We start from the raw sequence: 12,369 nt of genomic DNA on the forward strand, positions 1-12,369 counted from the left end.
ATGTACACCTGGAAAATCTTAAAGTAATGCCCCAATCCCATGAAACCATCGACCGCTGTACGAACTGCGGATTCTGTCAGGATATTTGCCCTTCCAAGCATTTGACTACTACCCCAAGGATGCGGATTATTCTCCAGCGAGAGATTTCCTATTTAAAACGGTCGGGGAAAGATCCACAGCGGTTAATGCGCTTGCTAAAGGATTATGACTATGCCGGCAACGCTACTTGCGCTACCGATGGGCTTTGTGCAACTTCTTGTCCACTCAATATCAATACCGGGGACAACACAAAATATTTACGTTCACGGGCCATTACCCCGGCCACTCGCACTTTAGCTAAAGCCTTGGCTAAGAATATGAATGGAGTAACCGGGATTATGCGGGTAGGCTTAGGTGCCGTAGATGGAGTCCATGGGTTCTTAGGGTCACGGATTATGGGCGGTTTAGCTAAATCAGCTCATAACGTTTCCAAAGCCAATATTCCTCTCTGGAATTCGTGGATGCCCGGCAAAGGAAACAGTAAGATTAGGACTTTGCCACCGGTACGATCGGCTCAAACGGGCGAAACCATGAAGGTGGTGTATTTCCCTAGTTGTATCAGCCGTTCAATGGGTCCGGCACGCTTGGATAGGGATCAACGGCCGCTTAATGAGGTAATGTGCTCGGTCCTGGCAAAAGCCGGTTATGAGGTGATTATTCCACCGGGTCTGGATAAACTTTGTTGTGGGATGCCTTGGGAAAGCAAAGGGTTCTTTGATATAGCCGATGAAAAAAGTGCGGAGTTAGAAAAAGTTTTGCTTAAGGCCAGTGAAAACGGCAAATACCCCATCGTCTGTGATACCAGTCCCTGTCTCTTCCGGATGCGCAGAGCCTTCAAATCCGGAATTGAACTTCATGAATCCGTGGAATTTACCAATGACTTCTTACTCCATCGTTTGAAAATCAAGCAAGTTCCTGAAACAATCGCGGTTCATGTTACCTGTAGCTCCGTCAAAATGCGTTTGAGCGAAAAATTCAAAGCGGTTGCTGAGGCTTGTGCGGAAAAAGTCATCTTCCCCGATGATGTACATTGTTGTGGCTTTGCCGGCGATAAGGGATTCACCTATCCTGAGTTGAATAATTCAGCGTTAGCCGGATTGAATCGCGCTATCCCCGATAATTGTGCCGGTGGATATTCCAACAGCCGAACCTGCGAAATCGGTTTATCCGTGCATAGCGGTATGAGTTATCAATCTTTGATGTATCTGGTCGATCGCTGTTCAAGCCCGTTGACCTAAAGCAAAAAGGAACCCCGTAAATCAAGAAATTGATCTACGGGGTTTTATTTTCTTTGCAGTTTTCTAAGGCTCTGACAAGTTGATCGGCACATGAGGTGGTTTTAAAACCGCAGCGGATGCCCCTCAAACGCTTGGTGACTTCATCCACAGGCATTCCCTCTACAAGCGCCGCTACGGCCTGCAGATTGCCGGGGCAGCCACCGATAAATTCGACATTATGGACTTTGTTGTCTAATATTTCAAAGCGGATATTGCTGGCACAGACACCGTTAGTTTTGTAAGTGTTCATTAAAAAGCTCCTCCTAAGTCCTAAGAATTTGAATTTAGCTTATTAATATTAATGATTTGCGACGCAATTTATATTATAATAAAATAATTGGAATTTGAACAGGAACATTTATAAACGACCATATAGACTGGAAGCGTATACCGATATAGATTGGAAGTGTTACAATGAAAAAAGAGTTTGTTCGCCCCATGATCATCCTTGTTCTTGTCCAATTTTTAGTCATGGTAGGATTCGGAATTGTTATTCCTATCCTTCCTTTTTTGATTAAGGACTTAGGTGGTGGTGCTTTTTCACTGGGGTTATTCATGTCGGCCTATTCCATAATGCAGTTTTTCTTCGCCCCTTTTTGGGGGCGCTTGTCTGACCGTATAGGACGACGCCCGGTACTCTTGATTGGTTTAAGTGGTTATGGGATTACTTTTTTTCTCTTTGGTATTGCCGGAAATCTGCCGCTTCTCATAGCTTTTCGGGCTTTATCCGGGATGGTATCTTCCGCAACTCTTCCTACGGCTATGGCCTATATGGCAGACATTACCGAAGGTGCGGACCGATCAAAGAGTATGGGCATGATCGGGGCTGCTATGGGGCTGGGGATGGTTTTCGGGCCGGCCTTAGGCGGTTGGCTTGGTGATTTTAGTTTTACCTTACCTTTTTATGTGGCAGGTTCCTTGGCTTTATTGGTTCTGCCTTTTGCTTGGAAGTTATTGCCGGAGACCCTGAAAGAGCCTAATAAGGGACAGAAAAAAGCTGTACGCTTAAGCTTTGCAGTTGTTCGGGATCCCTTGCTCCCTTTCCTTTTACTGAATTTTATTCTAAGCTTTACCATGGCTTTGTTTGAGACTACCTTTACTTTATTCGCCGCGGCTCGTGTCGGCTTTGGCCCCAAGGAAATGGGTATCGTGTTTATGATCATCGGCATTGCCGGTGTAATCGTCCAGGGGATGCTAATCGGTAAGCTGGTTAAGGGGTTTGGAGATGCCAAAATTGCCAAATCCGGTGCTGTACTCTGTGTCATCGCTTTTGTTTGGCTGCTATGGGCACCCAACGCGGTCCTCTTGGTATTGGGGACGATAATTTTTATGGTCGGGAATTCGTTAATGACACCTACCAGCTCCAGCTTGGTATCAAAACGCAGCGAAGGGGAACAAGGAGCCTCACTGGGGGTTTTTCAATCCTTTGGCAGCTTAGGCCGGATTTTCGGACCTTTAGTTGGGGGAGGAATCTATGAGATTTCTATGGGTACACCCTATATCCTGGGGGCGGTTGCGTTAACTCTGATGCTCTTGGTCTATGGTGGGAAAATTCAAGACAAAAAAGAAAAGGCGGTAAGCTAAGAAACATGATCTGTTTGGCCGGTCAGGCAAATAGTTTCGAAAACATATTAAGGGAAGTCATTAGACTTCCCTTAAGGTGCTTTTTGATAAGGCATTTTAGTTATTATAATGGGGGTAGCTAAATCTACGTTGGGAAGATACCGAGGACCACCTTGGTTGGAAGAAGAGTGAAGGTTTTTACCCTCTGAAGGAAATGGTTCATATACAGAATCCTTAATAATTACCTTCCGTTTTGGTAGTTCGTTTTCTATAGATAATGTGCTTTCGCGCTTTTTTATTGCCAATGACTCTTCGGAATTGCCGCAGCCAATTAAAGTCAAACTTAGAGAAAGGGCTAAAAATGATATAATAAAACTCTTCATTTCCTAAATCCCTCCTTATTAACATATTTTATCATAAAAAACCTGCTTCAACCATAATTGTGCATCGGTAGATCTCTAAAAGTTCAGGCGGCGGCCTGAGCTTTTTTGGTGCTAAAAAATGGGTGATGAACATAAGGTTTATTGACAAGCTCAGTGGTCGCGAATTGGTTTATTGAAGCGGGGTGGGGCGTTGGGGAGTATGTAAGGGAAGAAGTATATCCCGTCATCCAGGGGCAAGATTTATACTTAGCCAAAGGAACTATCGTCTCGGTAAATTCTGTGCCTTTTAACAAACTAAAACTTAGCTTGCGGGAATTTGAAAATTACTTTAGCAATAGACGATGTGAAAACTGTGATATAATTGGAACTTATCGTCCCTATCATTTCACTCAAGAGGATTTTGGCTTATATATTTATGCCGAGATGTTTGGTATGTACCTTTTGAGTATCCTTTACCAGACTACCTTGAGCTTTCGGGAGGCCCATACCTTAGCTTTAGATTCCGTATTAACCCACGGCTCTTTTCATTATTTAGTTGAACGCTATAGCATCTTACTCGGCGCTGAAGAGGAAAAAGAAGATCTTTATCCTCGTTACAAGAAAAAAATATATAGTCAGACTTGGGGTACAAAGGAATGTATCGAAGAAACCCTGGCAAATGCCTATGTGTTTGAGGCTTATCCCGGTTGGAATAATGGACAGCAAGACTTTATAAGGTATTTTTTCGCCCGCCAAGGGGCTGGTTACAGCGAAGCCCAGGATTTAAGCCCGGTGGCGTATCACAGTCTTTCAGCTGAACTTGAGAGAACAATAAGGGCTCAAGAGAGGGTGGAAAGCGATAAAGGTAAAGAGCTTCCAACCCTAAAGGAGTTTATTATAAAAAATACTCCTTTTCGGTTTATCGGCCTTCCTCTATATTTGGTAAACGACTGCCAAAAACTTGAGGACTTTATCCGGATTATTGAGCTTTTATTTCCTAGAATCTAAAACCAATAGGCAAAGCAAACTTTCGCCGCAAAGACTAGTTCCATAAAAATAACCCCTGCCCAAAAGTGGAGAGCCTATTTGCCACTTGGGGACAGGGGTTTTTGAAAGTATAAGTTTTATTAGTCTTGGGCGTAACGCTCGATAATCTTCAGAATTACCTCCACGGATTTTTCCATAGCAAAAGTAGGGATGAATTCGTAGCGGCCATGATAATTATGTCCGCCGGTGAAAAGGTTTGGGGTGGGTAAGCCCATGAAGGAAAGACGTGCACCGTCGGTACCGCCGCGGATCGGCTTGATTAGAGGCTTTACTCCCACGGTTTCCATAGCGGTCCGGGCTGTATTCACAATATGCATGACAGGGATGATCTTTTCCTTCATATTTTGATACTGATCGGTGATTTCTACGGAAAAGGTGTTGGCACCATATTTTTTGTTTAACGCTTGGATGAGGTTCTCCATGGTCTTCTTGCGCTTAGCAAAAGCAGCCTGATCAAAATCCCGGATAATATAGTAAAGGGTGGTCTCTTCCACATCGCCTTTAATATCATTGAGATGGTAAAAGCCCTCATAACCCTCTGTGGTAGCCGGTGTCTCCTGGGCCGGCAGGTTGGCGATATATTCGTTAGCCAAAAGGATAGAGTTAATCATCTTATTTTTAGCATTGCCTGGGTGAACATTTCTTCCTTTGACTTTGACGATGGCTTTGGCGGCATTAAAATTTTCGAATTCTAATTCGCCAATTGGCCCACCATCCAACGTATAGGCAAAATCAGCGCCAAAGCCTGCCACATCAAAAAGATCAGCCCCCCGGCCGATTTCTTCATCGGGAGTAAAGGCGACACAAATTTTCCCGTGTTGGATTTCCGGATGGGAGCTTAAGATTGCCAGGGCAGTCATGATTTCGGCAATGCCGGCCTTATCGTCTGCCCCCAAAAGGGTGGTTCCGTCGGTAGTGATTAAGGTCTTGCCTATGTAATCCAACAATTCGGGGAACTCCTGGGGAGAAAGGATCAGGTTTTGATCCTGATTAAGAAGTATATCCTTGCCGTCATAGTTCTCAATAATTTTGGGCTTGACGTTTTCTCCGGAAAAATCCGGGCTGGTATCCATATGAGCAATAAAACCAATGGCGGGGAGGGGCTTGGCAGAATTGGCGGGTAAGGTACCATAAACATAGCCCCGGTCAATTCTTATCTCCTTTAACCCCAACTCCTTTAATTCAGTTGCGAGGAGATTGGCCAAGTTAAGTTGTTTACCGGTACTGGGCGTAGTTTGGGATTCTTCATTGGATTGGGTGTCCACCTGAACATACTTTAGAAAACGATCGATGACTTGCGACATAGATTAGACCTCCTGGTTTTTTTCTATAATGATGATAATATGGGAGGGTGCTATATATGGGAGGGTACAGACAATACGGGTTTATGTATTACTGATTGGATCCTACTACAAATATATGATATTTCAGGGTCTTAGGCAAATGAGCTGGGGTCTTGTGTAACAAAAACTGCTCCCGGTTAATTCCGGGAGCAGTTTTGCGGTGATCAATCTAAAGAACCAAAGTGGTGGTATCTTACTTATTTATTTTCGAAAATTGTTCCGACCTTGAATTTGGAACCCTTGAAGGCGAACTTAGTGAGGAGATAGTAGGATATTCCGGCAACTACTAAACCGATAATCCAAGCTAGATCCACGAGGGTAAAGGCAGCTGCCGCTCCAAGGAGCATGGCGATGATGGCGGCGGGGTTATATCCGGCATAAAGACCATTAGGTTTGTACAGTTCGGCCACATCGACCTTTTGTCTTCTCAAGATATAGTATTCTACTAGGATAATGGAAACGACAGGTCCTAAGAAGGCAGAGTAAATTAGAACGAATAGGGCCAAACCGTGGGAGGAAGAATCTTGGACAAGTACCCAGGGGAAGGAGCACAGTCCGAGGAGACCGGTGATAACAACAGCTGGTTTGTATTTGATTTTAGTGAGCAATTGAATGACATAGGTCGGTGCTACGATGTTAGCAACCATATTAACGGCGATAGCACCCATAACGATAAAGGCGGAGACAAAGACGGTGATGGCATCATTATTGAAAACAATGGCTAAAGCTTTAACCGGGTTGGAGTTGCCGGTAGCAGATGCAAGCATGGCACCGATGACAATAACTGCACCGTAGGCGATGACAATCGGGGAGAAGTAGAGTAAGCCGCGTTTGGCGTTGCTAAATCCGGGCTTAAGTTCACGAGAGTAGTCGGCGGCACTGAGGAAGATGGCTGCATAGTTGCCCATCAAGACCATGATGAAAGCCCAGAATTCTAAACCCCAAGTTCCCGATGAATGAACCCATTTTTCAGCAATAATACCGCTATAATTTGTAATAAGGAGCCAAAATACATAGACAAAGGCGACCATGAGCACAGTGGAGATAAGAGTCTCTACCCATTTGATGGCATGGAAACCATACATGGAAAGGACAATCTGCACAGCCTGAAGGGCTACGAAACAGATGGGAATGCTATCAAAGGCGCCGCCGGTGAAAATTTTGATAATTTCGTTTAGGGCGGTTGCTCCAACCCAGCTTTGGAATCCGTACCAGACAATCGCCGGGATACCACGTAAGAGGGAGGAGATTACAGAACCTTTTTCACCAAAGGACATCCGTAATTGTATAACATAGGGGATACCTGTTTTATAACCTAGTCTGTCATTGAGAGTAAAAATTAGCGAAATAATGCCAATAGCGATGAGGGCGGCAGCAAAGGTTTGGTAGATATTTAAGGTAGCCACACCGGCAATAATCATACTGCCGCCGAGGGTCATATTACCTAGGTTAACTCCGTCCCCAATCCACATAAACATGTAGGGGATGGGGCCCATAGTACGGTCTGCTGCTTTTTTGGGATAGAGGGTTTCCTCAACACCCGGAGCATGCTCAATATGCACATCTTCAACGTGTAGTGACATGTTCCTTCACTCCTTTTCGTCTTTCGTGATCAACCTATTGGTTTGGTCTTAAAAGCTTTCCGATCGGCTTGGAGACGACTTTTCCATCTTTAAAGATGGTTGTTCCTCTGAGAATAGTCTGAGTTACATTGCCGCGGAAACGGTCTCCTACATAAGGACTGACTTTATGCTTGTAGAATAAATCTTCTGCTCTTAGGGTGAAGTCTTGATCTAAGTCTATAAGAGCAAAGTCTGCATCATAGCCTACTTCGATTTTGCCTTTACCTTTGATCTTAAAGATTTCGTTAACGTTTTGAGCGGTTAATTTAGCAATATGACTGAGGGGGAATTTCCGGTCGTGGTAGGCATGAGTGAGTAGACCCGGCAGGGTGCTTTGGCAGGCGGATATGCCGCCCCAAACCCGCATAAATTCACCATCCTTCAACTTAGGATCACAAGGAGAATGGTCGGAAGAAATGAAAGCAATTTCGTTATTAAATAGTTTTCCCCACATCTTACTTTGGTTCGCTGTATCGCGGATGGGCGGTGAGCACTTAGCTACGGTTCCCAAGCGTTCCACATCGTCCCCGGTAAGGTAGAGATAATGACCGATGGTTTCGCAGTAGACATCAACGCCTCTGCTTCTGGCTTCGGTGACAAGCTCGATTGCTTTCGCGGTGCTGATGTGGGCGATAATCAATTTACAGCCGGTTTCTTCAGCGAAGGCGATCATGCGGGAAACGTTTTCGATTTCGGTAATGGGTGGGCGCGCGGCAAAATAGTCACGTACTCCGGTTCGATTGTTGGCTAGAGATAGTTCGGTTAATTCTTTTGTGATCTCAGCATTTTCGCAATGGACCATCAAGGGCAGCCCCAGCTTAGCCAACTTTTCCATACCTACTAAAGCGGTATAGTCGTCCATTCTTGGAAATTCATCAATGCCACTGTGGCAGGAGAAGGCCTTGAAGCCGATTACTCCACACTCGGCCAATTCTTCTAATTTATCCAAGTTTGTTGAGGTTAAGCCACCCCAGAAGCCGTAATCTACTAAGGAGTCCTTTTGAGCTACCGCCAGTTTATTGTTAAAGTTTATAGCGTCCAAAGTACACGGACTACAGTTAAGCGGCATATCGAAGAAGGCAACTCCGCCACCGGCGGCTAAAGCACTGGAACCGGTGGATATGGTTTCCCATTCGGTTCTGCCGGGGTCGTTAAAGTGGACATGGCCATCGGTAATTCCCGGGAAAATGTGCTTACCGCCGGCATCAATAACTTCCTTAGCGTCTCCGGAGATTTCTTCAGCAATCAGCACGATTTTTCCATTACTGACGGCAATATCGGCTTTAAAAACACCTGCGGAAGAAACCACATTACCATTGCGAATTATTAGATCATAGCTGCTCATTTATCGTTAACCTCCTGACGTTTATTTAATTTTCCTTACAAACTCACCGTAGCCTTTTTCGCCAACGAGTTTTCCGTCTTGGGCAACCACTTGGCCGCGCACCAAGGTGCAGATTGGCAGCCCTTTGCCTTTTAGACCCACGAAGGCGGAGATTTGATTTACATAATATAATGACTCAGGGGTGATTTCCCATTCTTTTTCGGGGTCCAGGATGACCAGGTCGGCATCAAAGCCTACTTGGATGGCGCCTTTTTTACCGTAGATGCCGAAAGCTTTAGCCGGCCCTTCGCTTAAGGAACGGGCTAATAAAGTAGGAGAATATCCTCTCTTAACCACACCTTCACTGAAAACTACTTGCATCACGTTTTGGATGCCGCTAATTCCACCCCAAGCACCGAAGATCCCGTGTTTTTCCTCGCTTTTTTCACTGAGTTCGCAAGGGGAGTGATCGGAAGCAATGGCGGATAAGGTACCGTTGTTTACATATTCCCACATGGCTTCCACAGCAGCAGCATCACGCAGGGGTGGAGCACATTTGAAAAGGCTGCCGTTTTTAATAACATCTTGGTCGGTAAAGGTGAGGTAATGACCGCAGGTCTCCGCCGTAACATCTACACCTTCTTGTTGGGCTTGGCGGATGATCTCCGCAACTCGTGGATGGCTGACGTGACAGATATGAACTTTAGCCCCGACTTCTTTAGCCAGATCAATAATATTTTGGGTAGCGATCAGCTCGGCAATAACCGGTCTTGAATCAAGGAAATCTTGCCAATCGTTCTTCTCTTTGCGTTTGGCTCTTGCCTCTTCCCATTTAATAATGGAATAATCTTCACAGTGGAAACCGGCCCGGCCATCAAACTCTTTAATTATTTCCATGGCTTCTTTGGCTTGACCGATGGATAAGGATACATAATCAGGAGATACAGGTCCAATAAAAGATTTAAAGGATACACAGCCTTTCTCATCAAGCTCTTTTAGATTATTTAGGTTATAATCTACGAGACCGCCCCAGAAGCAAAAGTCTACATAGGCATTGGGGGAGACGGTTTCCAACTTCTTATCCATAATCTCGCCATTGGTTGTAGCCGGTTCGTTCTGTAAAGGCATATCAATGATCGTGGTGAATCCTCCAACTCCGGCTGCGGCTGTACCGTGTGCATAGTCTTCTCGCCACAGATAACCGGGATCATTTAAGTGTGCATGGGTATCGATGGCTCCGGGAAAAATATAATTTCCTTTGGCATCAATGACTTGTTCGGCCTCGATTTTTACTCCGGCTTCGACAATTGCAGCGATCTTACCGTTATTGATACAGAGACTTGCTTCAATCACCTTGTCGACAGTTACAACCTTACCATTCTTAATGACTAGATTATACACATTCATGCCCCCTTAAAGTTAATTGGGTAATGCTGAGTAAAGATTGAATTTAATTTTATCGTTTTTAATGGTCAAGTTACATTAAGAATATACTGAATATTTTAATTTGACATTATCAAGTTGGGACAATAAGAGAATTAGGTTTTTATCCATTTAAGACTAGAACCAAATCCAATGCTTTTAATTTATTAAGCAGAGCGTAAACTGGACAAGGGTTTGCCGGGGTTTTTGGGGAAAATGAAGGAATAGTGAAGAGTAAGTTTTTATGGTTAATAAAATTAAAAGGATATAATAACAGGGCAAATATTATCCAAAGTTGCCAAAGACAAAGGGAGTAAAATAATAAAAAATAGGGGTAAAGAAATTGAAATAATATTTAAGCAATTTGCCTTAAAGGTTTCAGCAGTAAATTAAGAGGTGGCAGTTATGATTAACAAAGAACGGATGTATCATCGTTTACAGGAACTAGGGAAGATCGGGCTGGGGGAATCGGGCGGAGTAACTCGCCATGCCTTTACTACTGAGGACAGAACTGCTAAAGACTTAGTCGCGGCTTATATGAAAGAAGCTGGATTAGCTGTACGTGAAGATGCAGTGGGAAACCTCATCGGCCGCCGGGAAGGACGCAATCCTAATGCACCTGTAGTTTTAACCGGCTCTCATATTGATACGGTTTGTGACGGAGGAATTTTTGATGGGAGCTTAGGTATCATTGGCGGAATCGAAGTGCTGCAGACTTTAAATGAACAAGGAATCGAAACTGAGCATCCGATCGAGGTTTATGCTTTTAATGATGAAGAGGGATCGCGTTTTAGTTTTAGTATGTTCGGTAGTCGCGGCGTGATTGGGGATCTTACCCAAAAGGATTTAGAAATGAAGGATAAAAGCGGGTTCACGGTAGCTCAAGCGATGAAAGCCCAAGGATATGATCCGGATAAGATTAAGGATGCCGTTCGCAATCGGTCGGAACTCAAGGCTTTCATTGAGCTTCATATTGAGCAGGGAAAGGTTTTGGAATGTAATGATCTTTCCGTAGGTATTGTTACCGGAATCGTCAACGAACTGTGGATGAAGATTATTGTCAAAGGGGAAGCAGGCCATGCCGGTGCTACACCAATGAATCTTCGCCGGGATGCCTTGACAGCAGCCGCAGAAATGGTTCTGACCATTGAGCAGGAGGCCAGGAAGACCGGAAGCACTGTTGCTACAGTAGGAAGGCTTAATGTTCTCCCGGGAGGAATTAATATTATTCCCGGTCGAGTGGAATTTACCCTGGATCTTCGGGATATCTCCCAAGAGGTAGGCGATCAGGTGGAGATGGCGATTTTTAAGGAGATCGGGAGAATTTGCCGGGAAAGAGGAGTTGAGGTCGAAACCGAAATTCTCCAGCGGATTCCGCCTGCACCCTGCTCCAAAGAGTTTCAATTGGCTGCTAAAAAGGCCTGCGATAAAATCGGCTTAAAATATTTCTGTCTGCCCAGCGGTGCAGGCCATGATGCTATGCAAATGGTTAATATTTGTCCGATTGGGATGATTTTTGTCCGCTCTAAGGATGGGATCAGTCATAATCCGGCAGAATGGAGTAGTAAAGAAGATTGTGCCGACGGAGTAAATGTTTTATATCATGTGCTTCTGGATACGGCAGTAGGGGTTTAAGTATCTTCGAGGAGTGAGTTGAGGATGAGTGTTGAAGAGGTACTAAAGTCTAAATACAACCTTGAATTACCGGAACCTTCGGAACCGGATGGCTTTTATTCTCGTGTAGTACAAACGGGTAACCTTCTCTATGTCTGTGGCCATACGCCGAAACTTCAGGGAAAGTATGTCTACTTGGGCAAAGTAGGGGAAGACTTTTCCCTTGAAGAAGGGCAAGAAGCGGCACGGATTGCTATGTCCAATTGTTTGGCAGCTCTAAAGGAGTATTTGGGTGATCTGGAGTTAATTAAGAAATTTGTTCAGGTTTTGGGCTATGTTCGCAGTGCTGATGATTTTACCCAACAGCCCTTGGTAATGAATGGGGCTTCGGAGCTGCTCTTGACTTGCTTTGGCGAAAGAGGACGGCACACCCGTATGGCCTTGGGGACGAACCAACTCCCCGGCGGCGCTGCGGTTGAGATCATGTGTATTGTGGAGATTTAGGACCGTAAAATAAGAGCGTGGGTTTACTTGAAGAAAGATAAGCCCACGCTCTTTTGTTATATAGTTATATAATGATAGTCAAATAAAAAGACAACTGCACAAAGAATGTGAAGCTGTCTTTTTCCGCTAAGCAGAGTAGATGCCTAGGCTAGGATACTTCGCTATGCTCAGTATGACAAGGAGCATACATCGGTGTCATCCTGAAGCCGTATTGTTGTGTCATCCTGAGGTAGTATTGTTATGTCATCCTGA

General features: G+C 44.7%; 11 protein-coding genes. 5 read left to right on the plus strand and 6 right to left on the minus strand.

Annotated features, from left to right (window positions below; genetic code table 11):
* Positions 1 to 1,277, plus strand: a 1,277-nt coding sequence (locus tag AC1U9U_RS12180; RefSeq protein WP_479960836.1) for a (Fe-S)-binding protein, incomplete at its 5' end; no start/stop codon positions are given.
* A gap of 34 nt (positions 1,278 to 1,311) precedes the next feature.
* Here the strand turns inward: AC1U9U_RS12180 and AC1U9U_RS12185 are convergent.
* Entirely contained in the window at positions 1,312 to 1,566 is a 255-nt protein-coding gene (locus tag AC1U9U_RS12185) for a TIGR03905 family TSCPD domain-containing protein (RefSeq protein ID WP_479960837.1), read from the minus strand.
* Between the two features lie 164 nt (positions 1,567 to 1,730).
* Here AC1U9U_RS12185 and AC1U9U_RS12190 point away from each other — a divergent pair, with 164 nt between their 5' ends.
* On the plus strand, positions 1,731 to 2,900 hold the full coding sequence (locus AC1U9U_RS12190) for an MFS transporter (RefSeq protein ID WP_479960838.1): 1,170 nt from the start codon (positions 1,731 to 1,733) through the stop codon (positions 2,898 to 2,900).
* Positions 2,901 to 2,971: 71 nt separating this feature from the next.
* On the opposite strand, the gene AC1U9U_RS12195 is transcribed toward AC1U9U_RS12190, so the two are convergent.
* Positions 2,972 to 3,262: a hypothetical protein gene (locus AC1U9U_RS12195; RefSeq protein WP_479960839.1), complete on the minus strand. Its 291-nt coding sequence runs from the start codon at positions 3,260 to 3,262 to the stop codon at positions 2,972 to 2,974.
* Between the two features lie 141 nt (positions 3,263 to 3,403).
* On the opposite strand from AC1U9U_RS12195, the gene AC1U9U_RS12200 reads away from it, so the two are divergent.
* Complete coding sequence (locus tag AC1U9U_RS12200) at positions 3,404 to 4,249, plus strand: hypothetical protein (protein ID WP_479960840.1); 846 nt, start codon at positions 3,404 to 3,406, stop codon at positions 4,247 to 4,249.
* A 119-nt stretch (positions 4,250 to 4,368) separates the two neighbouring features.
* Here AC1U9U_RS12200 and pepT read toward each other — a convergent pair whose 3' ends face one another.
* The 4 genes from pepT to allB (AC1U9U_RS12220) form a co-directional block, all read right to left on the minus strand.
* Positions 4,369 to 5,592 (minus strand): peptidase T, encoded by a 1,224-nt coding sequence (gene pepT, locus AC1U9U_RS12205; protein ID WP_479960841.1) that lies wholly within the window; start codon positions 5,590 to 5,592, stop codon positions 4,369 to 4,371.
* Positions 5,593 to 5,828: 236 nt separating this feature from the next.
* Positions 5,829 to 7,214 carry an NCS1 family transporter gene (locus AC1U9U_RS12210; protein ID WP_479960842.1) on the minus strand — a complete coding sequence of 462 codons (1,386 nt, stop codon included), beginning with the start codon at positions 7,212 to 7,214 and terminating at the stop codon, positions 5,829 to 5,831.
* 34 nt (positions 7,215 to 7,248) lie between these two features.
* Positions 7,249 to 8,598, minus strand: coding sequence for an allantoinase AllB (gene allB, locus AC1U9U_RS12215; protein WP_479960843.1), 1,350 nt, complete (start codon positions 8,596 to 8,598; stop codon positions 7,249 to 7,251).
* Between the two features lie 21 nt (positions 8,599 to 8,619).
* Positions 8,620 to 9,978, minus strand: coding sequence for an allantoinase AllB (gene allB / locus AC1U9U_RS12220; RefSeq protein ID WP_479960844.1), 1,359 nt, complete (start codon positions 9,976 to 9,978; stop codon positions 8,620 to 8,622).
* 426 nt (positions 9,979 to 10,404) lie between these two features.
* Between allB (AC1U9U_RS12220) and AC1U9U_RS12225 the strand changes: the two genes are divergently transcribed.
* Positions 10,405 to 11,634: an allantoate amidohydrolase gene (locus tag AC1U9U_RS12225; RefSeq protein WP_479960845.1), complete on the plus strand. Its 1,230-nt coding sequence runs from the start codon at positions 10,405 to 10,407 to the stop codon at positions 11,632 to 11,634.
* A gap of 24 nt (positions 11,635 to 11,658) precedes the next feature.
* Complete coding sequence (locus AC1U9U_RS12230) at positions 11,659 to 12,117, plus strand: RidA family protein (RefSeq protein ID WP_479960846.1); 459 nt, start codon at positions 11,659 to 11,661, stop codon at positions 12,115 to 12,117.
* Positions 12,118 to 12,369 lie beyond the last annotated feature (252 nt).

Source organism: Desulfitobacterium sp., assembly GCF_982384815.1.